Annotated in this window: 20 protein-coding genes and 2 pseudogenes; 11 read left to right on the forward strand and 11 right to left on the reverse strand. The window is 72.5% G+C overall.

Going from position 1 to position 24300, the window contains the following annotated elements; translation table 11 throughout:
- The first annotated feature begins 10 nt into the window (after nucleotides 1–10).
- A complete protein-coding gene (locus tag HS041_RS12895; RefSeq protein WP_196442459.1) occupies nucleotides 11–853 on the forward strand; it encodes a GNAT family N-acetyltransferase in 843 nt (280 codons plus the stop codon).
- On the opposite strand, the gene HS041_RS12900 is transcribed toward HS041_RS12895, so the two are convergent.
- From HS041_RS12900 to HS041_RS12915, 4 genes are all read right to left on the reverse strand, one after another.
- Nucleotides 850–1233 carry a DUF3037 domain-containing protein gene (locus HS041_RS12900; RefSeq protein WP_196440930.1) on the reverse strand — a complete coding sequence of 128 codons (384 nt, stop codon included), beginning with the start codon at nucleotides 1231–1233 and terminating at the stop codon, nucleotides 850–852. The genes HS041_RS12895 and HS041_RS12900 overlap by 4 nt on opposite strands.
- Nucleotides 1230–2048: a HipA family kinase gene (locus HS041_RS12905; RefSeq protein WP_196440931.1), complete on the reverse strand. Its 819-nt coding sequence runs from the start codon at nucleotides 2046–2048 to the stop codon at nucleotides 1230–1232. Before HS041_RS12905 ends, HS041_RS12900 begins: the two co-directional genes overlap by 4 nt.
- An 89-nt stretch (nucleotides 2049–2137) precedes the next feature.
- Nucleotides 2138–2677: a hypothetical protein gene (locus tag HS041_RS12910; protein WP_196440932.1), complete on the reverse strand. Its 540-nt coding sequence runs from the start codon at nucleotides 2675–2677 to the stop codon at nucleotides 2138–2140.
- Complete coding sequence (locus HS041_RS12915) at nucleotides 2661–3077, reverse strand: SRPBCC family protein (RefSeq protein ID WP_196440933.1); 417 nt, start codon at nucleotides 3075–3077, stop codon at nucleotides 2661–2663. The genes HS041_RS12910 and HS041_RS12915 overlap by 17 nt, the downstream gene beginning before the upstream one ends.
- A 62-nt stretch (nucleotides 3078–3139) precedes the next feature.
- Between HS041_RS12915 and HS041_RS12920 the strand changes: the two genes are divergently transcribed.
- Complete coding sequence (locus tag HS041_RS12920; RefSeq protein WP_196440934.1) at nucleotides 3140–3688, forward strand: TetR/AcrR family transcriptional regulator; 549 nt, start codon at nucleotides 3140–3142, stop codon at nucleotides 3686–3688.
- On the opposite strand, the gene HS041_RS12925 is transcribed toward HS041_RS12920, so the two are convergent.
- The 3 genes from HS041_RS12925 to HS041_RS12935 form a co-directional block, all read right to left on the reverse strand.
- The gene (locus tag HS041_RS12925) at nucleotides 3672–4553 is read right to left on the reverse strand and encodes a TIGR03619 family F420-dependent LLM class oxidoreductase (RefSeq protein ID WP_196440935.1); all 882 of its coding nucleotides are present in this window, start codon (nucleotides 4551–4553) and stop codon (nucleotides 3672–3674) included. The two genes, HS041_RS12920 and HS041_RS12925, sit on opposite strands and share 17 nt — an antisense overlap.
- A gap of 161 nt (nucleotides 4554–4714) precedes the next feature.
- Nucleotides 4715–5965 (reverse strand): LLM class flavin-dependent oxidoreductase, encoded by a 1251-nt coding sequence (locus tag HS041_RS12930; protein ID WP_196440936.1) that lies wholly within the window; start codon nucleotides 5963–5965, stop codon nucleotides 4715–4717.
- Nucleotides 5962–6753, reverse strand: a complete 792-nt coding sequence (locus HS041_RS12935; RefSeq protein WP_196440937.1) for an alpha/beta fold hydrolase — start codon at nucleotides 6751–6753, stop codon at nucleotides 5962–5964. Before HS041_RS12935 ends, HS041_RS12930 begins: the two co-directional genes overlap by 4 nt.
- Before the next feature lie 194 nt (nucleotides 6754–6947).
- Here HS041_RS12935 and HS041_RS12940 point away from each other — a divergent pair, with 194 nt between their 5' ends.
- The gene (locus HS041_RS12940) at nucleotides 6948–7781 is read left to right on the forward strand and encodes a TIGR03619 family F420-dependent LLM class oxidoreductase (RefSeq protein ID WP_196440938.1); all 834 of its coding nucleotides are present in this window, start codon (nucleotides 6948–6950) and stop codon (nucleotides 7779–7781) included.
- 149 nt (nucleotides 7782–7930) lie between these two features.
- Nucleotides 7931–9904, forward strand: coding sequence for a serine/threonine-protein kinase (locus HS041_RS12945; protein WP_196440939.1), 1974 nt, complete (start codon nucleotides 7931–7933; stop codon nucleotides 9902–9904).
- Nucleotides 9905–9933: 29 nt separating this feature from the next.
- Here the strand turns inward: HS041_RS12945 and HS041_RS12950 are convergent, their stop codons facing one another.
- Nucleotides 9934–10479 carry a TetR/AcrR family transcriptional regulator gene (locus HS041_RS12950; RefSeq protein ID WP_196440940.1) on the reverse strand — a complete coding sequence of 182 codons (546 nt, stop codon included), beginning with the start codon at nucleotides 10477–10479 and terminating at the stop codon, nucleotides 9934–9936.
- Between the two features lie 179 nt (nucleotides 10480–10658).
- Here HS041_RS12950 and HS041_RS12955 point away from each other — a divergent pair, with 179 nt between their 5' ends.
- Nucleotides 10659–12842: an MMPL family transporter gene (locus HS041_RS12955; RefSeq protein ID WP_307845269.1), complete on the forward strand. Its 2184-nt coding sequence runs from the start codon at nucleotides 10659–10661 to the stop codon at nucleotides 12840–12842.
- 73 nt (nucleotides 12843–12915) lie between these two features.
- On the opposite strand, the gene HS041_RS12960 is transcribed toward HS041_RS12955, so the two are convergent.
- Complete coding sequence (locus HS041_RS12960) at nucleotides 12916–14019, reverse strand: alcohol dehydrogenase catalytic domain-containing protein (RefSeq protein ID WP_196440942.1); 1104 nt, start codon at nucleotides 14017–14019, stop codon at nucleotides 12916–12918.
- 270 nt (nucleotides 14020–14289) lie between these two features.
- Here HS041_RS12960 and HS041_RS12965 point away from each other — a divergent pair, with 270 nt between their 5' ends.
- The 5 genes and pseudogenes from HS041_RS12965 to HS041_RS40420 all read left to right on the forward strand — a co-directional run.
- Nucleotides 14290–15561 (forward strand): ABC transporter substrate-binding protein, encoded by a 1272-nt coding sequence (locus HS041_RS12965; protein WP_196440943.1) that lies wholly within the window; start codon nucleotides 14290–14292, stop codon nucleotides 15559–15561.
- Nucleotides 15562–15711: 150 nt separating this feature from the next.
- Nucleotides 15712–18513, forward strand: a complete 2802-nt coding sequence (locus tag HS041_RS12970; RefSeq protein ID WP_196440944.1) for an ABC transporter permease subunit — start codon at nucleotides 15712–15714, stop codon at nucleotides 18511–18513.
- 13 nt (nucleotides 18514–18526) lie between these two features.
- Nucleotides 18527–19126: pseudogene (locus HS041_RS12975) on the forward strand (ABC transporter ATP-binding protein); the annotation flags it as partial.
- Between the two features lie 105 nt (nucleotides 19127–19231).
- Entirely contained in the window at nucleotides 19232–19342 is a 111-nt protein-coding gene (locus HS041_RS40590) for an ABC transporter ATP-binding protein C-terminal domain-containing protein (RefSeq protein WP_501224834.1), read from the forward strand.
- A 381-nt stretch (nucleotides 19343–19723) separates the two neighbouring features.
- Nucleotides 19724–19999 (forward strand): annotated as a pseudogene (locus tag HS041_RS40420) (helix-turn-helix domain-containing protein); the annotation flags it as partial.
- A gap of 606 nt (nucleotides 20000–20605) precedes the next feature.
- On the opposite strand, the gene HS041_RS12985 reads toward HS041_RS40420, so the two are convergent.
- Entirely contained in the window at nucleotides 20606–21421 is an 816-nt protein-coding gene (locus HS041_RS12985; RefSeq protein WP_196440945.1) for an SDR family oxidoreductase, read from the reverse strand.
- Between the two features lie 128 nt (nucleotides 21422–21549).
- Here HS041_RS12985 and HS041_RS12990 point away from each other — a divergent pair, with 128 nt between their 5' ends.
- The gene (locus tag HS041_RS12990; protein ID WP_196440946.1) at nucleotides 21550–22386 is read left to right on the forward strand and encodes a TIGR03619 family F420-dependent LLM class oxidoreductase; all 837 of its coding nucleotides are present in this window, start codon (nucleotides 21550–21552) and stop codon (nucleotides 22384–22386) included.
- A gap of 75 nt (nucleotides 22387–22461) precedes the next feature.
- On the opposite strand, the gene HS041_RS12995 is transcribed toward HS041_RS12990, so the two are convergent.
- On the reverse strand, nucleotides 22462–24108 hold the full coding sequence (locus tag HS041_RS12995) for a CHAP domain-containing protein (RefSeq protein ID WP_196440947.1): 1647 nt from the start codon (nucleotides 24106–24108) through the stop codon (nucleotides 22462–22464).
- Between the last annotated feature and the right edge of the window lie 192 nt (nucleotides 24109–24300).

Raw genomic sequence — 24300 nt, forward strand, 5'->3', positions numbered from 1 at the left:
TGGGCGGGTGATGCTGCGCACAACGGCGTCGCGCGTGCTCGACGACAGTGACCGTGACGAGGTCATGGCGATCCTCGACGCCGACCCCGTCACCAATGTCTTCGTCGCCTCCAGAGTCCGCTCCGTCGGGCTCAATCCGGCCCGGCTCGGCGGTCAGATGTGGGGGTTCGGCCCGCGAGGCGGCCTGATCTCTCTCTGCTACGCCGGGGCCAATCTGGTCCCGGTGGGTGCGGGTCCCGAAGCCGTGCACGCTTTCGCCGACCGTGCCCGCCGGCAGGGCCGCCGCTGCTCCTCGATCGTCGGCCCGGCCGAGGCGGTCGAGCTGTTCTGGGAGCGGATCGAGCCCTCCTGGGGTCCGGCCCGCGCCATCCGCTGGGCACAGCCGGTGATGGCCATCACCAGGCCCTCGCCGATCCCCGCCGACCCGCTGGTCCGGCGGGTGCGGCCGGAGGAGTTCGAGACGATGCTCCCGGCCTGCGTGGCGATGTTCACCGAGGAGGTGGGCATCTCCCCGGAGGCCGGAGACGGTGGTGCGCTCTACCGGTCACGGGTCGCCGAGCTGATCCGGATCGGCCGCTCGTACGCCAGGATCGACGACGGCAAGGTCGTCTTCAAGGCCGAGATCGGTGCGGTCACCCCGCAGGCCTGCCAGATCCAGGGCGTCTGGGTCCACCCCGACCTACGCGGCCGGGGCCACGCGGCGGCGGGGATGGCCGCGGTGGTCAAATACGCGCTCGACTGCTTCGCCCCGGTGGTCTCGCTGTACGTCAACGATTACAACGCCCCGGCCAGGGCCGCCTACCGCAAGGCGGGCTTCAAGGAGGTCGGCACCTTCATGTCGGTGCTCTTCTAGTCCTGGGCGGCCCGGACGAGCCGGGCCATCAGGTGCTCCAGCTCGTCCTCGGGGGAGTCGGTGAGGCCCGCGTGGACCGGGCCGGCCTGCACGATCGTGCTACGCGGCGCGGTCAGCCAGCGGAACCGGCTGCCGAGCGGCTCCTTCGCCAGCGGGCCCGCCTCCTCGGTGCAGGAGAGCCGGTAGGCGCCGAGCGCGTGCCGTACCCCGTCGACGTCGGCATGGGCGTCCAGGGCGCGCAGCCGCGCCTCGTCCAGCTCCACCCGGGCGCACAGGTAGTCGCGCGGCTGGCAGTAGAGCAGGATGCCCGCGTTGATCAGCTCGCCGCGCTCGACGCGCGGGACGACCCGGAGGACGGCGTACTCGTAGACGTCTCTCATCGGGAGCCCTTCCAGAACGCGCCGACCGAGCCGGATTTCTTCTCTTGTCTCGGGGTGGGCGCGCCGGTGGCGGGCTCCGGCAGCCACGCGCGGGGTCCCCGGGCCCGGGCGAGCAGGTGTTCGGCGTACGCCCGCCGTACGGCCGCCGCGTCGTCGAACCCCGGCTCGTCCGTCAACCACTCGTCCGGCACCTCGGCCAGCACCGCGTCGAGGAGCCCGGGGGTGATCCGCTCGCTCAGCTCGGCGTCGGCCTCGGCCATCGCGGTGGCGAAGGGCGCCAGGACGTGGTCGCCGGAGTCGTAGCCGCGCTGCGGGTCGGCGGTGCGCCAGTTGTGGTGGAACCAGAGGGCGGCGCCGTGGTCGATCAGCCAGACGTCGCCGTGCCAGAGCAGCACGTTGGGGTTGCGCCAGCTCCGGTCGACGTTGTGGATCAGCGCGTCGAACCAGAGCAGCCGCGAGGCCAGGGCGGGGTCCGGCGGCCAGGTGAGGGGCTCGAAGCCGAGTGCGCCGGGCAGGAAGTCGACGGCGAGGTTCCGGCCCGCGCTGGCCTTGAGCAGGTCCTGGATCTCCTCGTCGGGCTCGCGGGCGCCGAGCTGCGGATCGACCTCGATCACCTTCAGCTCCGGGGTGCGGAAGCCGAGCCGCCTGGCCAGCTCGGCGCAGACGATCTCGGCGACGAGCACCCGGCGGCCCTGCCCGGCCCCCCGGAACTTCACGACGTAGGTGCCGAGGTCGTCGGCCTCCATCACCCCCGGCAGCGACCCGCCCTCGCGCAGCGGCGTGACGTAGCGGGTCGCCGTGATCTCATCCAGCACCCGGCCAGGTTATCGGGTCGCCCGTATCCGTCCGGTTCACCACGGCGCCGTGGCGTGACGGCGAACCGGAGAACCGGGACGACCGCGGTTCACCGGGTCGCCCGCGCCCGGACGGCGCGCAGCATGATCAGCCGGATGAGGCCGCTGCCGGGCCGGATGACGCGCCAGTAGCGGCCCATGGCGCGGCGGGCGTCCGGGCTGGTGGTGACGACCCTCGTCTCGGTCACCAGCCGGATCCGGCCCGCCGGGCCGTCGAGCAGGAGGAAGTTGAACGCCGCCTTGGCGTAACCGGGTTCGGCGAACGCCTGGAACTCCTCCAGGCCGGCCACCGTCGGGTTGCGGGAGGCGCCCAGCCGCCACCACTGGCCGAGCAGCCCCTGGACCAGCTCGTGGCCGGGGTCGGCGGCCAGGGGGAGGAAGGAGGCAGCGGGCATGTCCCGCTGCTCGCGGCCGTTGCGCAGCCGCGAGGCCAGGTCACGCGCGGCGAACAGCGGACGGGCGGCCTTGAGATCGGACAGGTCCAGCGTGGTGACCGCCTCCCAGACCCGCTCCCGCGGTGCGGCGATGGCGAGCTCGTGCCGTTCCGAGAACTCGGCCTCCGCCACGATCCGGTCAATCAACGTCGGCACGGCTGGCCTCCCGCTCCAGGTTGTCCAGGAGGCGCTCCAGCACCGCGTCGTGCTGCCGGCGGATCAGCACCGGCCACAGCAGCCGGAACAGGCCGGTGGTCCGGCCCTTGATCTCGTGCCGGACCAGGGTGCCGCCCGCGGCGGGGTGGAGGGTGAAGCCGTGCCCGCCGGTCATCTCCTTGGTGTCGAACCAGAGCCGGCGGCAGGGTTCGACGGCGCCGACGCGGTAGCGCATCGGGTCGTGCTCGACGGGGGCGCCGGGGCTGACCCCCTCGGGGAGGCGGAACCGGCCCTTCTCCTGCGGCCAGAGCCGGTCCCCCTCGCCGCCGAGGCCCATGAGCAGCTCCCAGACCCGCTCGGGGGATGCCGGGACGACGCGTTCGTGCATGTTGTAGACCACGAGCCACCTCCATACGGTTGCGTACGGTCCGACTATACGCCTGCGTATGGAAGACTGGTCGGGTGGGTCGGTTGAACGCGGAGGACTGGGCGAGGGCGGCGCTGGAGGCGCTGGCCGAGGGCGGTCTGGCGGCTGTGGCGGTGGAACCGGTGGCGGTGCGGCTCGGCACCACGAAGGGGAGCTTCTACTGGCACTTCGCCAACCGCCGTGCGCTGGTGGAGGCCGCGCTCGCGCTCTGGGAGGCGGGGACGGAGGAGATCATCGCCGGACTGCTGGAGATCTCCGACCCGGTGCTGCGCATGCGCACGCTGCTGGAGTTCGCCTTCGGTGATCCGGTGGACGCGGGCATCGCCTTCCGGCTGATCAGCGCGGCCGACGATCCGCTCGCCGCGGAGACGGCCCGGCGGGTGAGCGTGCGGCGCCTGGAGTTCATGCAGGCGGCGCTGGAGGAGGCGGGGCAGCCGCCGGACCTCGCCCGCGGGCGGGCCGTCGCCGGCTACAGCGTCTATCTCGGGATGGCGGCCCTGCACCGGGTCGGCGCCGTCGACGAGCCGATCGGCAGCTTCATGGACCTGGCCCTGTCCGAGATGGGCCTCACATCTTCGAGATGACCTCGTCGGCGAAACGCTCGATGGTGGCGATCTTGAGTTCGAGGCTGTCGCCGTACTTCGCCTTCTCCTCGGGGGTGGCCAGCCACCAGGGCGCGGCCATGGTCCCGGTGACGCCCTTGTCGGCGTAGCGGCGGTAGGTCTCCGCGTCGGGCACGACGGCGAGCGGTGCGACGATCTGCAGGGCGTCCCGTGGCCTGCCGTACTCCTCCAGATAGCGCCACAGGTCGGCGAGGACCGCGTCGAGCCGCTCCTCGGAATAGATGCGGTTGCCGATCCAGCCGTCGCCCAGCCGGGCCGCGCGGCGCAGCGCCGCCTCGCTGTCGCCGCCGACGAAGAAGGGCACGGGCTCGGCGGGGACGGGGGAGATCGAGAGCGGGCCGTGGTCGAAGTGGGTGCCGTGGTGCTCGACGGTCCCGCCCGCCCAGAGGGCGCGCAGCGCCGGGATCATCTCGTCCAGCCTGCGGCCCCGGGTGTGGAAGTCCTGACCGGTCTGGACGAACTCCTCCTTGCACCAGCCGACCCCGACGCCGAAGGTGACCCGGCCGCCCGACAGCACCGCGGCCGTGGAGACCTGCTTGGCGACGGTGAACAGGTCCCGGGCCGGGGCGATGTAGACGTTGGGCGCGAAACGCAGCGTCGAGGTGACCGCCGCCATCGCACCGATCGTCACCCACACGTCCGGCCAGTGGGTCTCCGCGGTCCAGCGGGGGGCGCCGGTCTTCGAGTACGGGTAGGGGGAGTCGAAGTCGGCATAGAAGATGTGGTCCGAGAGCGTGAGGGTGTGGATGCCGCACCGCTCGGACGCCTTCGCCAGCTCCAGGAACTGGTCGGTCGGGACGAATGACGCACCCAGCCAGAACTGCACAGGTACCCCTGCCTCATGTTGGACGGTGAAATTTCGGGATGTGTCCCTCGGCGGGGCCGGGGGACACATCCCAGGAGCGAACGCCGGCGGCGGACCCGGCCCGGAAGGCGGGGCGTCCCCTGCGGACGCCTGCCGGTGAACCCGGGCGACCTCGGCGGACGTCAGTCGGCGAACTCGGGGATGACCTTGGTGGCGAACAGCTCCAGGTTGCGCTTGACCGTGTCGAGCGGGAGCACGCCCTGCTGGCCCTGCATGAACAGGCCGAACCACTCCAGGTCGGGCATGCGGTCGAGCATGCGCTGGATGCCGCGCTTGACGTCGTCGGGGCCGCCCAGCAGGGCCATCTCGACCTCGTTCATGCGCTTGAAGTCGCCCTTCTCCGGGCTGATCGGCTTGTGCTTGTCGTCCTCCTGCTTGCGCAGGACCTCCAAATAGCCGAACGGGCCGAAGAAGGCGGCGAAGTCCTTCTGCATGCCGTGGCCGTAGGTGGCGATGGCCTCCTCGCGGGTGTCGGCCATACCGACGATCTTGAGGATGCCGGTGTGCTCGCCCAGCTTGTAGTCCCGGCCGCACTTGGCCGACTCCTCCTGGTAGAGCTTGGCCTTGGCCGCGTGGTCGTCGGGGTTGGGGGTGAACATCCACGGAAGGATGTCCTCCTGGGCGGCGCGGATCACCGAGCGGTCGGAGATGGTGAACGGCTGCCACAGCTCCGGGTAGGGGTTCTGGTACGGCTTGGGCCCGACCGAGATCGCATGGATGCGTCCCTGGTCGTCCACCTCGCCGGGGGCGCCGAAGGTGCGGGTCCACTCCAGGGCCGGCCAGCCCTCGATCCCGTCGTACGGCGAGGGCACCTCGTAGTCCAGCACGTCCGACTTGTAGCGCAGCGTGTCCTGGGTCCACGCCATCTTCATGATCTTCAGCACCTCGCCGAAGACGTCGAAGTTGCGGGTGTCGGAGGCCGAGCCGTCGGAGCGGGCCGCGGCGGCGTGCCAGCGCTGACCCAGCACGTTCATCCACCGGTTCTGGTAGCCGCGGGCCACGCCCAGGCGCAGCCGCCCCCTGCTGAAGTGGTCGAGCAGCGCCACGTCCTCGGCCGCGCGGATCGGGTCCCACGCCGGGAGCACGATGCCCAGCGGGGCCAGCAGGATGCGCTCGGTGCGGGCGGCCAGGTCGGTGAGGAACATCAGCGGGTTGACCGAGAACTCGAAGCCCTCGGAGTGGAAGTGGTGCTCGGTCATCATCAGCGCGTCGAAGCCGATCTGGTCGGCGTGGATCGCGATCTCGCGGACCTCGTGGAGCAGCGCCTGGTAGGACTCGACATCGCGCCCGATCGGCCGCTTGGCGACGGCGTTCTCCTCGCTGGAGTATCCGGAGCCGGGAATCTGCGGGTTGAGGAATATCGAGAACTTCACGACAGGCTCCTTAGCCAGTTGGTGACGACGAGGAGGAACTCCCCTGGGCGTTCCTCGTGCAGCCGGTGGCCGCTGCCCTCCCAGACGACGGCCTTGGACCGCGGGTCCTTGAGCAGGCCCGCCTCCCATGCCGCCTGGGCCGGGTCGAACCAGAAGGTCAGCACCGGGCACTCCCGGCGCGACAGGTAGGCGTCGGAGTTGGGGCGGATCCCGACGGCGTCCGGGCCGCCGAACATCGCCTCGAACGCCTGTAGCAGCACGTGCGGGGGTGTGCCGAGCACCCGTCGCCGGTGCCACTCGCGCAGCCACTCGGGGGTCGCCCGGGTGGAGGTCCACAACTCGTTCACCAGGGAGGCGGCGACGGGATCCTCGCGCATGCGCTCGATCATCCCGGGGAACGCCTCGGCCACGGCGCCGGTGAAGCCGTAGCCGGGGTCGACGGCGACGAGCGCCCTGACCAGCGAGGGATGCTCCACCGCCAGGTGGGAGACGACCTGCCCGCCCATCGAGTGGCCGACCGCCACGCAGGAGGTGATCTCCAGCCGTTCGCAGAGACGGGCGAGGTCCTCGGCCATCGCGCGGGGGGTGTTGCCGGTCGCGGGCGCGGAGGAGTAGCCGTGCCCGCGCATGTCGGCGGCGATCACGCGGTGGTGCCCGGCCAGGGCGGGGATGTGGTGGACCCACTCGTGTGAGTCCGATCCCAGACCGTGGACGAGCAGCAGTGTGGTGTCCCCCGAGCCGTCGTCGGTGTGGAACAGTCGAACGTCGCCTAGGTCCGTGAACGGCATGAGCGTCCTTCCGTGAGGAGTGCCGTGCCCGTCGGGTGGCTCCGCTCCCGGCGCGCGCCGCGGACCGCCCGGTCCGGTGTCCTCGCCATCCGCGACGTGAGCAAGCTACCCTAGGAATGATAACCGAGCAATCGCTTGGTTTACCAAACGGATCCGCTTGGTCGGAGCGGACCGGGACGAGAACCGGAGGCCTCATGCGGCTGGGTGTCACGATGTTCGCCACCGACACGGCGATGCCCGTCGCCGCGCTGGCCCGGGCCGCCGAGGAACGCGGTTTCGCCTCCCTCTACCTCCCCGAGCACACCCACATCCCCGTCTCGCGCCGTACGCCCCCCGCCGCCGGGCAGGACACGCTCCCCGAGGAGTACCGGCGCACGCTCGACCCGCTCGTCGCCCTCTCCCACGCCGCCGCCGTGACCGGGCGGATCACCCTGGGCACCGGCATCCTGCTCGCCGCCCAGCGCGAGCCCATCGTGACCGCCAAGGCCGTCGCCACCCTCGACCACCTCTCCGGCGGCCGGGTGGTGCTCGGGATCGGGTTCGGCTGGAACGTGGAGGAGGTCGAAAATCACCGCGGACCGCGCAGTTTCAGCTCCCGCCGGGAGGTCGCCCGCGAGCACGTGCTCGCGATGAAGGCGCTGTGGAGCCGGGAGGAGGCGGGGTTCGACGGGCTGCACGTGCGGTTCGAGCCCTCCTGGTCCTGGCCCAAGCCGCTCTCCGGGCCACCCGTCTACGTCGGCGGCGCGGCGGGCCCGAAGCTCTTCGCCCACGTCGCCGAGTACGCCGACGGCTGGATGCCGATCGGCGGCCGGGGGGTGAGGGCCGCGCTCCCTGCGCTGCGCGAGGCATGCGAGAAGGCCGGGCGCCCGATGGCGAAAGTGATCCCGTTCGGCACGCTGCCGAGCGTGGAGAAGCTCGGCTACTACGCGGAGCTGGGCATCGAGGAGGTCGTGCTGAGCCTGCCCAGCGCCCCCGCCGGACAGGTGCTCCCCGTGCTCGACGACTACGCCCGGTTTGTCACAGCATGAACCGGTCCCGCCCCGAACATCGGGACGGATACGGCTGTGCGGGGACGGCTGGACGGATACAGTCGTGCGGGATACAAGCGCCTCACTCTTGTTGACGGGCGGGGTCGCCTCTTCTTGAGTAGGGGGGATGGGGGCGAGGGGAGGCCCGCGTGCCGTATGCGCAGCCGCTCAAAGCGGGGGATCCCGACATGCTCGGCGACTACGAGCTGGTCGGCCGGCTGGGCGAGGGCGGCCAGGGCGTGGTGTACCTCGGGATGCATCCCGCCACGGGCCCCGAGCCGTACGCGGTCAAGCTGCTGCACGGCTCGGTCGGGCAGGAGCGGGAGGCGTTCCTGCGCGAGGTGGAGCTGGCCAAGCAGGTCGCCAGGTTCTGCACCGCCCAGGTGGTCGGCGCGGGGCTGGCCGACGACCGTCCCTACATCGTCAGCGAATACGTCGACGGGCCCTCGCTCCACCGGGAGGTCGCCGTCGGCGGGCCCAGGGCGGGCGGCGGGCTGGAGCGGCTGGCCATCGGCACGGCCACCGCGCTCGCCGCGATCCACCGGGCCGGGATCGTCCACCGCGACCTCAAGCCGCAGAACGTCCTGCTGGGCCCCGACGGCCCCCGGGTCATCGACTTCGGGCTGGCCAGGGCGCTGGACGCGGCGGCCACCCAGACCGGGCGGGGCGCGGGCACCCCCGCCTACATGGCGCCCGAACAGGTGGAGGGGGCCGCGATCGACCCGGCCGCCGACGTCTTCTCCTGGGGCGCGACCATGTGCTTCGCGGCGAACGGCCAGGCCCCGTTCGGACAGGACTCGATCGCGGCCGTGCTGCGCCGCATCCTCACCGCCCCTCCCGAGCTGGGCCGTCTCGACGGATGGCTCGGCGCGCTGGTCGCCGAGTGCCTGAGCAAGAGCCCCGCCGACCGGCCCACGAGCCGGGAGCTGCTGCTCGCGCTGCTCGGCGACGGCGACGGCGACGTGCGGCGGGCGGCGCGCGGCGCGGCCGCCGGGGGCGCGTCCCAGATCTCGGCGGCCGTGCTCCCGATGGCCGCCGGGGCGGCGGTCGCCGGGGGCTCCATCCGCTCGGCGTCCGGCCCGCCCGGCTCCGTGACGGGGGGAGCGCCCGCGGCGGGCTCCGTGCCGGACCTCTCCGGGGAGCCGGCCGGGATCCGGACCCACCCGGGCCGGGCGGCCACCAGGGCGTCGGTCGCGATGTCCGGGTCGCTGCTGATCAGCGCGGCGGTGCTGGTGGCGGTGCTGGTTCCGGCGCTGAGCGGGAACGGCGTCCCCGCCGGAGGCGGGCCGCAGGTCAGGCCCCCGGTGGGATCGTCGCTGCAGGCGGACCCCGGCGAGCAGCCGGACCGCGGCACGCCGGCCGTGCCCCGCGCGGACCAGGGTCCCCGGCGGGGAGGGCCCGCCGGGAGCACGGGGGACCCGGAGACCACCGCTCCGCCGCCCGCCGCCGGGATCGCGGTGCCGGCGCTGGCGGGGATGGATCGTTCCGAGGCGCTGCGCGCGATCAAGCGAGCCGGGCTGGCCGCCGGGACGGTCGCCCCGGCCGACTCCCGGGAGCCGATCGGCCGGGTGCTGCGAACCTGGCCGGCGGCCGGGAGCACGGTGGCGAAGGGGAGCAAGGTCGATCTGGAGGTCTCGGCGGGGGTCCCGGTGCCCGAGCTGGCCGGCCTCCGCAGGAAGGCCGCCGAGGCGCTGCTCGTCCAGGCGGGGCTGGTCCCCGGCGGGGCGACCCCGCGCTGCTCGGACAGTCCCGGAGGCCAGGTGCTCTCCAGCACCCCCGGTGCGGGCGAGCGCGTCTCCGCGGGCGCCTCGGTCGCGCTGACCGTGGCCAGGAGGGGTGCGGAGACTCCCGCGGTCACCGGTCTGGGCGAGGCGGAGGCGCGCCGTGCGCTGACCGCCGCGGGCCTCTCCGCGCGGGCGCGCCCGCGGCTGGTCACCGACTCGGCGCAGGCCGGGGTGGTGCTGGCGCAGAATCCGGCGCCCGGCTCGTGCGCCCGCCCGGGCGGCAGGGTCACGATCACGGTCGGTGTCGAGGCCCAGACCGGTCCCGGCCCCGGCGAGGAGTCCCCCCCTCCGGCCGCCTCGGCGGATCCGCAGGCGCCGGAACCCGGCGCGGGCCCGTGACCGCTCCGGGCCGGTAGGAGGCGGGCGGGTCAGGACGTGAAACCGGCCGCGGCCAGGGCGGCGGCCAGCAGGGTCTCCCGGACGGTCTCCTCGGGCAGGTCGATCGTCTTGACCACGGCGTACTGCAGCGAGCCCAGCACCGCCCAGGCGCGCACCCGGCCGGCCGGATCGGGGTCGGGGCCGGCGAGACGGGCGTAGATGCAGTCGCGGAAGGCCCGCAGGGCCTCGCCGGGGGAGCCGGGCGGGGCGTCGTCGGCGCCGCCGATGTCCTCCATGATCAGGCGGATGACGGTGCGGTGCCGGACCGCGAAGGTGACCAGCACCTCGAGGAACGAGCGCTCGTCATCGAAACCGGACTCGATCAGGGTGACGATGTCCGAGGCCGCCGGGGCGAGCAACTCGGCGGCGAGCCGGTCCTTCGGGTGGAAGTGGTAGGCCACGGCCGTCTTGGTCACACCAACCGCGGAGGCGATGTCGGCCAGGGAGGTCGCGGCGTAACCGCGTTCGGCGAACAACTGGCGGGCGGCCTCGAGGATGCGCCCGCGGGTGTCGTAGCCGGGGTCGAGTGTGGTCATCGTCTCATTTCTCCGGCCGAGGGATTATTCCGGAATATCAGGGCTAGGCTTTTAACGTCGTTACTGTACGGACGTACAGGACGGTGTTACAGGGGTATGTCACCGATTTTAATAGGGCGGTCCCGATGTCTGGTCTGCTTGGGCGGTTGGGCGGTTGGTGCGCACGGCACGGTGTGGCCGTGCTGGCGATCTGGGTTCTCCTGGCGGTGGGACTGACCGCGGGCTCGGTGCTGTTCCCCGGACCCGTCAGCAACAACGTCGCCATTCCCGGCACGGACGCGCAGCGCGCACACGACCTGATGCGCGACGGGTTCGGGCCCGGCTACGACCCGGGCGGCACCGTCCAGATCGTCGTGCACTCCGCTGACGGCCCGCTCACCTCCCAGCGCCGGGTGCGCGCGGTGCACCGGGCGATGGACGAGATCCGCCGGGTTCCCCACGTGGTGGAGGTGCTGACGCCGTACCGGCTGGGCGGCATGGCCCCGAGCCGGCAGATCGGCATCATCACCGTCAAGCTCAAGGGCCACGACAACGCCAAGCTGGCCGAGACCACCGGGAAGCTCTCCGCGGCCGCCGAGCCCATCCGCGCACTGGGCCTGGAGGCGGTGCCCGCCGACTCCGGGACCCCGGCCGACAAGGAGATCAAGACCGGCGCCAGCGAGGTCATCGGCGTCGTCTGCGCCCTGCTGGTGCTGCTGTTCGCCTTTGGCACGCTGGTCGCGGCGATGATCCCGATCTTCACCGCGCTGGTGAGCATCGCGACCGGGTTGGGCGTGATCAGCCTGCTCGGCCACGTCGTGGACGTGCCCAAGCAGGCCTCGATCATGGCGACGATGATCGGTCTCGGCGTCGGCATCGACTACGCGCTCTTCCTGCTCAGCAGGCACCGCAAGCTGCTGGCCGACGGCCTGGCCGTGCGTGAGGCGGTCCGCCGGGTGGCGGCGAGCTCGGGCGGGGCCGTGGTGTTCGCCGGCGGCACGGTGATCATCGCACTCAGCGCGCTGATGCTCGGCGGCTTCCCGCTGCTGCAGACGCTCGGCTGGATCACCGGCATCTCGGTCATCTGCGCGGTGCTCACCTCGGTCACCCTGGTCCCGGCCCTGCTCGGCCTGCTCGGGCATCGGGTCAACGCGCTGCGCCTGCCGCTCGTGGGCCGCAGGAAGGCCGCGGACGGCTCCTCCGGCTGGGCCGGTCTGGGCGTCTGGGTCGCCCGGCGGCCCTGGGGCGTCCTCGCGCTCAGCGTCGCGGTCCTCGCCGCTCTGGCCGCGCCCGCCCTCGCGCTCACGTTCGGTCCGCTCGACGACGGCTACGGCGACCGGGGCACCGACGCCCGCCGCTCCTACGAGCTCCTCCAGGCGGGGTTCGGCCCCGGCATGAACGGCCCGCTCATCGTGGTCGCAGAGCTGGCGGAGAAGGCCGTCGACCGCGAGCCCGCGCCCGCCGTGCTCCAGACGCTCCGGGAGCGGGTCGAGGCCGTCCCGGGCGTGACCCACGTCGCCGAGCCGGTGCTCAACTCCGCCGGGACCGCCGCGCTGGTCAGCGCCGTGCCCGACTACGCGCCCAGCGACTCTCGGGCCCTCGACGTGGTCAAGGGCGTGCGCGCGATCGAGGTGGAGGGCGCGAGCGTGCACGTGGGCGGCGAGGTGGCGGGCATGGCCGACGCCAACGCCAGGATCGCCGAGCGCACTCCTGTGGTCGTCGGCGTCGTGGTCCTGCTCAGCGCGCTGCTGCTGCTCCTGGCATTCCGTTCCCCGGTGGTGGCGATCAAGGCAGCGCTGATGAACCTGGTCTCGCTCGGCGCCGCCTTCGGCGCGCTGTCGCTGGTCTTCTCCCTCGGCCTGGGCAGCGGCCTGGTCGGCATGGACCCGCCGGTCGGGACGGACGACTCCTACCTGACCACGCTGTTCTTCTCGGTGCCGATCGACAGCTACATCCCGCTGATGCTGTTCGCGGTGCTGTTCGGGCTCTCGATGGACTACGAGGTGTTCCTGCTCACCGCCGTACGGCAGGCGTACCTGAAGCACGGCGACAACAGCAGGGCGGTGGCCGAGGGCCTGGGCACGACCGGGCGGGTCATCACCTCGGCGGCTCTGATCATGGTCGCCGTCTTCGTCGCCTTCATCGCCTACCCGGACCCCATGGTCAAGATTTTCGGTGTCGGCCTGGCCGTGGCCATCGCGGTGGACGCCACGATCATCCGAGGCTTCCTGGTCCCGGCCACCATGGTCCTGCTCGGCCGCTACAACTGGTGGTGCCCCCGGTGGCTGGACCGGATCCTGCCCAACCTCTCCATCGAGGGCCACGACGAGGAGTCCATGGTCGAGGAGCCCCGCAAGGAGCTGGTCGGCGCCGGCCGCACCTGAGCGGGGGGAGCCGTGGGACCGCATCGGCCGGGTCTCGATCGCCGTCAGCCGCTGTCCTGGACGTCGCCGGTCCTCAGTCGAAGACGATGACGCTGCGGGCCACCGCGCCCTCGCGCACATGGCGGACGGCCTCGTTGATCTCCTCCAGCGGGACGCGCTCGCTGACCAGGCGGTCGAGGTCGAGGCGGCCGTGCAGGTACTGCTCGGCGAGCATGGGCAGGTCCCGGACCGGGGCGGCGTCGCCGCCCTGGGTGCCCACCAGGCGGCGCGAGGCGAACAGCAGGCCGGGGTCGACGGAGATCGGCTGCCCCTTGGGCGGGCTGCCGACCATCACGGTCGTGCCGCCGGGCTGGGTCGAGGCGAAGGCGGCGGCCAGCACGCCGGGCACGCCGGTGACGTCGAAGGCGTAGTCCACGCCGCCCCGGACGATCCCGCCGACCTGCTGCGGCAGGTCGGCGGAGAGGATCGTGTGGGTGGCGCCGAACTCCCTGGCCAGCTTGAGCTTGGGCTCGGCCACGTCGGCGGCGATGATCGTGGTGGCTCCGGCCAGCACGGCGCCCTGGACGACGTTCAGCCCGACGCCGCCGCAGCCGGCCACCAGGACGCTGGCGCCCGGCGTCACCTTCGCGACGTTCAGCACCGCCCCGACCCCGGTGACCACGCCGCAGGCCAGCAGGCACATGGTGTCGAACGGCGCATCCTTGGCGATCTTCACGCACATGGGCTCGTTGACGACGGCGTACTCGGCGAAGGAGCCGATGCCGATCATCGTCCGGGCGGGGGCGCCGTCCACCGTGATCCGGGTGCCGCCGTCGCGCATGGTGCCCATGATGGCGGCCGTCCTCGCCCGGCCCGAGCACAGGTGGAAGCGGCCGGCCCCGCAGGCGCGGCACCGGCCGCAGGGCCCGTTCATCGCGATGATGACGTGGTCGCCCGGGCGAACGCTCGTCACGCCGGCGCCGACGCTCTCCACGATCCCCGCGCTCTCGTGGCCGAGAACGAAGGGGAGCTCCCGCACGACCGGGCTGAAGCCGTCGAGTGCCTTGATGTCGGATCCGCACACCCCGGAGGCCTTGATCCGCACGCGGACCTCGCCGGGCCCGGGATCGGCGATCTCGACCTCGCGGACCTGAAGCGGCCTGTCGAACCCGGTGAGTACGGCCGCACGCATCAACATCAATCCGCTCCCGTCGCGCAGAAGGCCCGTCCGCGGTCCCGTTCCGCAGGCCCGATCCGGGGAGCCGGCCCGCGGGCCCGGCCCGTTCCGCACGCTAGCCCCGCTCGTTGATTAAAGCAAGCAGTTGCTTGGTATGCGGACAGGGCGCAACGCTCCTATAACGCTCCATTGACACTCTGGATCGGCCAAACCTACGCTGACCAAACCAAGCGAGCGCTAGGCCAAATACCCGGGTGGGGCGTGGCCGTGCGGCACGGCAGGGAGTGACCTATGGGACGGCAGGCAGTGCTGAGACGGCAGGCGGTGCGGCTCGTCGGCCTGGTGGCCGCGGCGGCGCTCGCCGCGGGCTGTGCGGCCGAGCAGAAGGCCGCGGGCGGGGGCGACGCCGGCGGGACGGCCGGGGTGACCGACACCACGATCAGAGTGGGCGGGGTGCTCACGAAGACCAGTGCCAGCGGGTACTCCACCAAGGACGCCGAGATCGGCGCCAGGGCCCGCTTCCAGCGGGCCAACGACGCCGGCGGGGTGCACGGCCGGAAGATCGAGTTCATCGGGGCGGAGGACGACAACCAGGACGCGGCCAAGGGCGACGCGGCGGCCAAGAAGCTGGTCCAGAAGGACAAGGTCTTCGCGCTGGTCCCGGTGCACGGCCCCAACTTCGGCGGGGCGGTCTTCCTGGAGCAGCAGGGCGTGCCGTGGTTCGGCTGGGCGACCGGCCCGCAGTGGTGCGGGACCACGACCGGATTCGGCTACAACGGCTGCCTGGCCCCCAAGCCGGGCGCGGGCTCGCAGACCTGGTGGGGTAACCAGATGGCCGAGCTGGTCGGCGGCTCCGGGGGCAAGACGGTCTACGTCCAGACCACCGACTCCAGCGGCAGCAAGTACGGCGGCAAGACCATCTCGCAGTCCTTCGAGGCCGCGGGCTTCACGATCGTCGGCATCAACTCCGGCCTGCCCGCCGCCGCCCCGCCGCCCGACTGGCTGCCCTACGTCAACAAGATCATGACCTCGGACGGCGGGAAGGCTCCGGACGTGGTGGTCTCGATCATCGCCGGGACCAAGTTCAACGTCGGCCTCTACTCGGCGCTGAAGAAGGCCGGCTACAAGGGCCTGCTCACCGACGCCACCAGCTACGACGCGGCCATCCTGAAGGACCCGGCCACCGCCCAGGCGCTGGAGGGCGTGATCGCGGCCCCGATGTTCGAGCCGTTCGAGTCCGGCGCGCCGGAGATCGCCCAGCTCAGGGCCGACGTGGAGAAGGCCGCGCCGGGCACCGTGCTGACCCAGCACCTGGCCATCGGCTACTGGTCGGCGGACATCTTCCTGAAGGTCTTGGAACAGACCGGCAAGGACCTGACCCGGGAGAGGTTCCTGGCCACCGCCAACGGCTCGTTCTCCTACGAGAACGCCGGGTTCGGCAGGATCCGGTACCCCAAGGACCACAACGAGCCCAACGGCTGCGGGGCCCTGGTCACGCTGGAGGGCGGCACCTTCAAGGTCGCCAAGAACATGAAGTGCTTCGACAACGTGCCGCTCAAGTAGCGGCCCGAAGACGTGCCGCTCACGAGCTGGCGGGCCGCGTGAGCGGCATGACGCGGGCGGCCGGGGCCGTTTCACGACGGCCCCGGCCCTCGCCGTGCAGGCCCGCCGTACCAGGTGGATCCCAGGCGCGAGATCTCGGGGTGAAGACCCTTGCCGGAGTTTTTCGGGTACATCGTCAGCGGCCTCGTCACCGGTGCCGTCTTCGCCGTCATGGCCTCGGGCCTGACCCTCTCGTACGCGGCGACGGGCGTGTTCAACTTCGCCCACGGCGCCATCGGCTTCCTGGCCGCGCTGCTGTTCTTCGAGCTCAACGTCGGACTCGGGTGGCCCGCCTGGCCGGCGGGCCTGGTCGCGGTGGCGGTGTTCTCGCCGCTGCTCGGATATGTGCTGCACCGGGCCATGTTCGCGGGCCTGGCGCAGGCGGGGGAGACCGCGCAGATCGTCGGGACCATCGGCCTGACGATCGCGCTGCCCGCCCTCGGACTCTGGATCGTCGACCTGGTCGCCGAGCCGTTCGGCCTGCCGCGCGCCGACGCCACGGCGCTCCCGCACGGGCTGGGGCCGTACCCGCCGGTCAACGTCGACGTCGGCGGCGTCCGCCTCGACTCCGACCAGATCATCACGTTCGTCTTCGCGATCCTGGCCGCCGCAGGGCTCTGGGCCTTCATGCGGCACACGCCGTACGGCCTGCGGATGCGGGCCTCGGTCGACCGCCGCCGGCTGGCGACCCTGCGGGGGATCGACGCCGACGCCTCCTCGGCGCTGGCCTGGATGCTCGGCTCCACCCTCGCCGGGCTGGCAGGGGTGCTGGCCGTGTCGACCCTGGGACTGGACTCCACCGCGTTCACCGTGATGCTGTTCGTCTCGGCGACCGCCGCGGTGTTCGGGCGGCTCCGCTCGATTCCGGTGACCTTCGCCGCCGGGCTCGGCCTCGGCGTGGTGCAGAACCTGGTCGCCGGGTACGCCGACTTCGCCGAGGACGTCACCGGCCTGCGCACGGCGGTCCCGGTGATCCTGCTGTTCGCCGGGCTGATCGTGCTCAACCGGTCCAGGGACCGGGTGGCCGGCTCCGCCGCCGAGGACGCGCCGCCCCCCGACTACCTGGCCGACCTGCCGGCATGGCGGCGGCGGCTGCCCTGGATCGTGGCCCTGGCCGCCCTGCTCGGCTGGACGCTCACCCGTCCCGCGGACGACTTCTATGTGGGCGTGGTGGCGCAAGGGCTGGTCCTCGCGCTGATCTTCTGCTCGTTCGTCGTGGTCACCGGCATCGGCGGCATGGTCAACCTCGCGCAGGCCTCCTTCGCCTCGATGGCCGCGCTGACCTGCGGATGGGCGTTCTCCTCCGGATTGCCCTTCCCGGTGGCGATCGGCCTGGGCGTGCTGGGCGCCACGGCGGTGGGCGTGCTCGTCGCGCTGCCCGCGCTCCGGCTGGGCGGGCGGATCCTGACCCTGGCCACACTCGCCCTGGCCCTCCTCGCCGACCAGGTGCTCTTCCAGATCGACGCGTTCAGCAACGGCACCATCGGCTGGCCACTGCCCGCGCTCGGCCTCGGGTTCGCCGACACCACCGACCCGCGCGTCCGGGTCGTGCTGCTGCTCGCCCTGATCGGGCTCGTCGGCCTGCTGGTGCGGAACCTGGAACGCTCGGCCTCGGGCCGGGCCATCCTGGCCGTGCGCTCGGCCCCGGCCGCCGCGACGACCTCGGGCATCTCCGCAGCCCGCACCAAGATCCTTCTGTTCGCCCTGGCGTCGGGGATCGCGGGCCTGGGCGGCGTGCTGTTCGCGATCTCCAAGGGCTCGGTGACGGCCACCGACCTGCCCGCCTTCGCGGGATTCGTCTGGCTGGCGGTGGTGGTCCTGCAGGGCGTCCGGCGGATCGGCGGGGCCGTGCTCGGCGGCCTGATCGCCGCGATCTTCCCGGAGCTGCTGGCCGGGTGGCACGTCTCGGCGCACGTCGGCGCGATCCTGTTCGGCACCGGCGGCATGATCCTGGCCCGGCACCCCGACGGCGTGCTCGCCCAGATGGCCGAGGGTCGCCATCGCCGCCGGCGGCGCAGGGTCGAACGCGCCAGGGCCGCCGCCGTCCAGGCCGAGGCGGCGGCCGTACCGGAGGCGGGGAACGAGCCGGCGGCGGCGAGCGAGGCCGGTGCGGTGGCGAACGGGAGCGGGCCGGCGGCGGACGGGATCGTCGCGGCGGAGAACGGGAGCGGGCCTCCCCGGGGCCTCCGGGGCGCGGCCGGACGGGGCGAGGGGCCCGCCGAACCTTCGCGGGAGGCGCTGTTCCGGCTGGAGAACGTGGTCGCGGGATACGGCGATGTGACGGTGCTGCGCGGGGTGGACCTGTCGGTACGGCCCGGCGAAGCGGTGGCGCTGCTCGGGGCCAACGGCGCGGGCAAGTCCACGACCTGCGCGGTGGCGGCCGGGGACCTTCCGGTGGCGGCAGGGCGGGTGCTCCTGGACGGGGTGGACGTCACCGCCTGGCCCGCGCACCGCCGCGCGCGGGAGGGCGTGCTGCTCGCCCCCGAAGGCCGAGGGGTGTTCCCCGGGCTGACCGTCGAGGAGAACCTGCGGACCTGGCTGCCGGACCCCGATCCCGTCTACGAGCGCATGCCCCAGCTCGCCCGGCGCCGAGGGATCGCCGCGGGCGCCCTGTCCGGAGGGGAGCAGCAACTGCTCACCCTCGCCCCGGCTCTGATCAGGCCGCCCCGGGTGCTGATCGCCGACGAGCCGTCCCTGGGCCTGGCCCCCCTCGTCGTGGCGCAGATCTTCGAGGTCTTCGCCGAACTGCGGGAGCGCGGCGTCGCGCTGCTGCTGGTGGAGGAGAAGGCCACCGCCGCGCTGGAACTGGCGGACCGGGTCGCCTTCATGCGCCTGGGCCGGGTCACCTGGACCGGCCCGCGCGCCGAGGTGGACGACACCCGGCTCACCGCCGCCTACCTGGGGGTGGCATGAGATGAGCAGTGGGATGGGCGCGGACGTGGACGGCGGGACGGACGGGCGCGGCGGGGCGGGCGTGAAGGCGGACGGCGGGGCGGGCGCGGCGCTGGCGGTCGAGGCGGTCTCGGTGTCCTTCGGCGGGATCCACGCGCTCAGCGACGTCTCCTTCGAGGTGCCGCGGGGGCAGGTCTGCGGGGTGATCGGGCCCAACGGGGCGGGCAAGACCACGTTGTTCGACGTCGTCTCCGGGCTGCGCCGACCGACCTCCGGCTCTGTCCGGGTGGCGGGTCGCGACGTCACGGCCGTTCCGGCGGTACGGCGGGCCCGCGCCGGGCTGCGCCGTACCTTCCAGCGGACCCAGGTGTTCGGCCGCCTGACCGTGGCCGACAACGTGCTGGCCGCGATGGAGTGGCGCGGGGGCGGCGGCGGCCTCCTGGCCGACCTGACCGGCTGGCCCTCCCGGCGGGGGCGGGAACGGGATCGCAGGCGGCGGGTGGAGGAGGTGCTCTCCCTGTGCGGGCTGACCGAGCTGCGCGACGCCTACGCCGCCTCACTGCCCGTCGGCCAGCGCCGCCTGGTCGAGCTGGCCCGGGCCCTCGCCGACGACCCCTCGCTGCTCCTGCTCGACGAGCCGACCTCCGGTCTCGACGCCGACCAGACCGCCCGTCTGGGGGAGGTCGTCCGATCCCTGGACACCACGACGCTGCTGGTCGAGCATGACATGGGCTTCGTCATGGACGTCTGCGACCGCCTCGTCGTCCTCGATCTCGGCAAGGTCATCGCCACCGGCGTCCCGGCCGAGATCCGCGGCGATCCCGCCGTCCGTGCCGCCTACCTCGGCTAGTGCCGTGCCCGGCGGCCTCCGCCTCGTCACCGCCCCTCCGGGAGGGCGGGAAGGAGGGCGGAACGGCCCGGCCATGCCGACGGGCCGTTCGTCGTGTCACGGCCCGGGACCTCGGCGGCACGGCGAGGTCGGAACCGTCACTGACCGGTAGCGGCATCGCCGAACACAGGGACGCGGGGGCCGGTGTGGTGACGCCGCCGTGACTGCAGAGGGGCAGGGGACGGAATGCCTTTCCCGGGTATTGCTGAGAGCAATACATATTGCTCTCAGCAATACCCGGGAAGCGAAACGTCTTTCCCCGGCGGGCCGGGGTACGGAGAGCGGCGCAGGTTATCCCCAGAACATGGTTCATCGGCGCGGAGAGGAAGGCGCCGACTCACCATGGGTGGAGTGTTCAGCGATCTCGACGGCGGCTTCAAGGGCGGCTTCAAGGGCGGCTTCGACCCGGAGAACATCGGCGTGCCGGACCCCGGAGACGGTGAGATCCTCGGTGACCTGCTGCGAACGCTTCGCGAGTCGGCAGGGCTCTCCCAACGAGAACTGGCGGGGAAGGCGCGGATCGCCCAGGGCACCCTGTCGGCGTACGAACGAGGGCTGCGGGAGCCGTCGTGGAGGATGTTCCGGCGTATCGCCGCGGCGGCGGGAGCCCAGCCGCGAGTGGAGTTCCAGGCCCTCTGGAGCGACGTCGACACTGAGATCGAGCGGATGCGGGAGCTCGACATCGCCGAACGGATCCGCAAATGGGAGAGGATCGATGCATACGGGCTCTTCTCTGGTCTGCGCGACGTCCGCTATCGGGTGGAAGGCCTCGCTGCCGCTTCGCTCCAGGGCGCCCCGGTTCCGGTCACGGCCGTAGATCTGGGTGTTCTGGACGACCCGGCCAACCTTGCCCTCCTCGCGGACGCGATCGCCGGGCTCTACGGGCAGCGATGGAGTTCGGCCTATGGCTACTACGGATTCGTGGACCCGGATCCTCGGGTCGAAGGGGAGATGGAGTGGAGGGGAATCTCGGGACGTTTCCGCGTGCGACTGGTGAGCGGGCTTCAGCGCTCGGTCTGGGTTCAGGTCGAGGACCGGCAGGTCGCGGTCATGCCGGTGTACGAGGTGGAAGCGGGCGACCTCCGTGCACGCCGGATTCTGGAGCGCGTCCGGATGAGGCTCCGCGAACTCGCGGGGGAGCGGGAAGGCGAGGTCGAGAGCGGGAAGGCCGGAGGGACGGGGAATCCGGGTCGCTCGGTGGTCCGCATGGCCGGCGTCGGGTGTTCAGGTGAACAGCTGGCCGGCGTTGACGTCGAGGGTGGCACCGGTGATGGCCCCGGCCTGGTCCGAGGCGAGGAAGACGATCGCCCGGGCGACGTCCTCCTCGGTGGCGATCCGGCGCAGGGCCATCGCGCTCAGGTCGCGGGCCAGGACGTCCTCGTAGGAGACGCCCTCGGCGGTGGCGCGGGTGCGCATCCAGTCGTCGAGGACCTCGCTGGCGATCCAGCCGGGGGCCACGCAGTTGACCCGAACGCCGTACGGGCCGAGCTCGTCGGCCAGGCAGTGGGAGAGCAGGTGGGCGGCGGCCTTGCCTGCTGCGAAGTCGCTGCGGCCCGCGTAGCCCTTGCGGGAGGACATGGAGGTCACGTTCACGATCGAGCCGGAACCCCGCTCGACCATCAGGGGTGCGAGGAAACGGCAGGCGAGCAGCGTGCCGTACGCACCGATGTCGACCGCCGTGCGCCAGGAGGCCAGGTCGGCGGGAGACATGTCCAGCACCTTCCTGCGGTGGGTGCCCGGGAATGCCGCGTTGACCAGGACGTCCAGGCGGCCGAAGCGCTCGGTGACGGCGGCGGCGAGGGACTCGACATCCGCCGGGCTGGTGACGTCGGCGGGGAAGGCGAGCGTGCCGGGAAACTCGGCGGCGATCTTCTCGACGGTGGCGGCGGTCCGGGCGGCGACCACGACGGAGGCGCCCTCGGCCGACATCAGCCGGGCCAGCGTCCGGCCGAGGCCGGGGCCCGCGCCGGTGACGACGGCGACCTTCCCGCGGAGCGCGCCGCCGGTCCCTTCCGGCACCGGGTCTGTCTCGTACGGCATGCGATCGATTGTACCAAGCGCTTGTTAGGCATGAAGGGTGTGCGGGTGTCCTTTCGGGACTAGGCGTGTCTACCAAGCGTTTGCTAGGTTACTGGGGTGAGAGGAATCTCCCCCGGGTGGAGGCGGCCGTGAGATTCGGAGTGCCGCTCGGCCTGCTGCACCCCGACGCGTGGAAGGACGTCGCGGTCGCGGCGGACGAGCTGGGATTCGAGTCGGTCTGGCTTCCCGAGCACCTGGTCTTCGCCACCGACCTCTCGCTGGCCGTCTATCCGGGAACCGACAAACCCGGCATCTCGCCGGGCACTCCGCTGTTCGACGCCCCCGCCTACCTGTGCTGGCTCGCCGGGCTGACCTCGCGCGTACGGCTCGGCACCGCCGTCCACCTCTACGCCCTCAGGCATCCGTTCGTCTCGGCGCGGGCCTTCGCGACCCTCGACCGGGTCTCCGGCGGCCGGGCGGTCTGCGGGGTCGGCGCGGGGTGGTACGAGGGGGAGTGGCGGGCGGCCGGGGTGGACTTCGCCACCCGCGGGCCCCGGCTGGACGAGGCGATCGAGGTGACCCGGCGGCTCTGGTCGGAGCCGGTCGTCGCGCACACGGGACGCTTCTACAGCTTCCCCGAGGTGGCCTTCGAGCCCAAACCGGTCCAGGAACGGCTGCCGATCCTCGCCGGGGGCGAGTCGGACGCCGCGCTGCGCCGCGCCGTACGCCTCTGCGACGGCTGGATCAGCATGCCGCACTCCCTCGGCTCGCTCCGCCCCCGGCTCGACAGGCTCGCGGCGCTCCGCGCCGGGGCGCCGGGCGACCGCCCGTTCTCGGTGACCGTCCACGCCTACGAGCTGAGCGGTCCCGCCGAGGTCCCGGAGTGGGAGCGGCTCGGCGTCGACCGGATGATCGTCCGCCCTTGGCGCCGCAGGCGCGACGCCGTCACCGCCCTGGCGGCCTTCGCCTCCGAGTACTTCCCGTGAGCGGGCCGGCGGGGTCGTCACCCTCGTGCGCCGCGCCGGCCGCGTGGTCCCCGGCGGGAGGACCGGTCGTCCGGCTCAGGCGGGAACCGCCTCCTTGTGGCGGCGGCCTCGGTACTCCCCGGGGGCGAGGGCGTCGTCCGGGGCCAGGACGTCGCCGGGCGCGGTGGGAAGGGATCCGGGGAGAGGAGACCCGGGGAGAGGAGACCCGGGGGGAGAAGACACGGCGGGAGGAGTCACGGGGGGAGAAGACACGGCGGGAGAAGACACGGCGGGAAGAGGCGCGGCCGGGACGGTCGTGCTGACGGCGGGCTCGGGGCGGCGGTGGCGGCGGCCCCGCAGCGGCGCGTCCTGCACGAAGGTCGAGGACTCGGCACGGCGGTGGCGGCGGCCCCGCAGCGGCGCGTCCTGCACGAAGGTCGAGGATTCCACGACCGGACGCTCCCGGAGGCGGCGCCTGCCCTGGTAGGGGAGCTGGGGCTGCTCGGCGGGGAGCTCCCGGACGGAGGGGCCTGCCTGCGCGGGGAGAGCCTCGCGGACGGCGGATCCCTCCCCGGGGAGGGAGAAGTCCTGAGCGGTGAAGGACTCCCGGGTGAGGACGGTGCTCCGGGTGACCAGCGCCTCGCGGGCGGGGGCGCCACGGGCGATGCGGCGGCGGCCGGGGGCGCGGCGACGGCCCGGGGCGGAGCGGTGCGAGCCGGCGGTACGGCGGGAGGCGAGCCCCGCGCCCTCCTCGCCCTGCGCGCGTCCCGCGAAGGCCAGGCGCAGGCCGGACTGCTTGACCTTGGCGTGGGCGATGATCGCGACCGCGGCGAGCAGGATCGGGGCGAGTACGGCGGGGGTGCCGAGGTCGGGAGTGCTCGTGGCCAGGTCGCGGGCGGCTGCGGCGGGGACCGCGGCGAAGGAGTCGGTGTCGGCGGTCGCGGGCTTGGCGTGCTTGCCCGGTGTGGTGCGGCCGGCGGAGACCTGGGGGCCGGCGGCCGAGGGGGCGGTCTCGGACGTCTCGGCGGTCTTCTTGGGCGCGGCCTTGGCGGTGGTCTTCTCGGGCGCGGTCTTCCGGGCGGGCTCGGTCGCGGCCTCGGTGGCGGGCTTCCCGGCCTTCTCCGCCTTCTCGGTCTCCTGCTGCGGAGGGATGAGGGCGGGGATCATGGAGAGCAGGTCGAGCTGGGGGGACAGGGAGACGAAGTTGTCCGAGGACGAGGTGGCGGAGGTGGCGGAGGAGGTGCCGATCACCTGTTGCTCGGCGGCCTCCTTGTCCAGCCGGGCCTTGATCTTCTCCGGATAGCCGTAGCCGACGACCTTGCCGGTGTCGCGCTCCTTGCGCTTGGCGACGCCGCCGTCGATGTTGCCCTCGATGGTGCGGATGGTCGAGCCGTCCACGCTGGTGACGATCCCGACATGGTCGATGCCGTCGATCTTCTTCGAGCCGCTCCAGTCGAAGAACACGAGGGCTCCGGGCTTGGGGGTGGTGCCCCAGGCGTCCTGCTCCCGGAACCACTCGGCGTGGTACACGGTGTAGGCGAACTGACCGATCCAGTCCTCGTAGCCGAGCTTCTTGGCCGCCCACGACAGATACATGTCGCACCAGGGCGCCGCGGAGTAGTCCGCGTCGAACTCGACGTTGCTGCCGTACCAGTCGCCGAACTTGGTGTAGCCGCTGCTCTTCTCGGAGTATCCGAGCTCGCTCTCCAGCAGCTCGATGAACTTCTGCATCTCAGGGGTCATGGAAGTGGGAAACCTCCGGGAGCCGTCAGGCATGGTCGCGCCGCCCCGCGACCGGGCTGTCAGAGATCGAGTCGAACGATGGCGCGTTCACGCGGCCGGGCCGGGACGATCGGGACGCGTGTGGCGGCACCATTGGTCAGGTGTCTTCCGTGGGCAGGGAGGCTACCCGGACCCAAAAGCAGGTCAAGACGG

Source organism: Planomonospora sp. ID67723 (assembly GCF_015711605.1).
In the GTDB taxonomy this organism is placed as follows: domain Bacteria; phylum Actinomycetota; class Actinomycetes; order Streptosporangiales; family Streptosporangiaceae; genus Planomonospora_A.

Coding starts and splice junctions, on each gene's coding strand:
- HS041_RS12895 (WP_196442459.1), top strand. CDS start 11: ATGCTGCGCACAACGGCGTCGCGCGTGCTCGACGACAGTGACCGTGAC.
- HS041_RS12935 (WP_196440937.1), bottom strand. CDS start 6,753: ATGCCGTTCACGGACCTAGGCGACGTTCGACTGTTCCACACCGACGAC.
- HS041_RS12965 (WP_196440943.1), top strand. CDS start 14,290: ATGGGACGGCAGGCAGTGCTGAGACGGCAGGCGGTGCGGCTCGTCGGC.
- HS041_RS12985 (WP_196440945.1), bottom strand. CDS start 21,421: ATGCCGTACGAGACAGACCCGGTGCCGGAAGGGACCGGCGGCGCGCTC.
- HS041_RS12960 (WP_196440942.1), bottom strand. CDS start 14,019: ATGTTGATGCGTGCGGCCGTACTCACCGGGTTCGACAGGCCGCTTCAG.
- HS041_RS12940 (WP_196440938.1), top strand. CDS start 6,948: ATGCGGCTGGGTGTCACGATGTTCGCCACCGACACGGCGATGCCCGTC.
- HS041_RS40590 (WP_501224834.1), top strand. CDS start 19,232: ATGGACGTCTGCGACCGCCTCGTCGTCCTCGATCTCGGCAAGGTCATC.
- HS041_RS12950 (WP_196440940.1), bottom strand. CDS start 10,479: ATGACCACACTCGACCCCGGCTACGACACCCGCGGGCGCATCCTCGAG.
- HS041_RS12900 (WP_196440930.1), bottom strand. CDS start 1,233: ATGAGAGACGTCTACGAGTACGCCGTCCTCCGGGTCGTCCCGCGCGTC.
- HS041_RS12995 (WP_196440947.1), bottom strand. CDS start 24,108: ATGACCCCTGAGATGCAGAAGTTCATCGAGCTGCTGGAGAGCGAGCTC.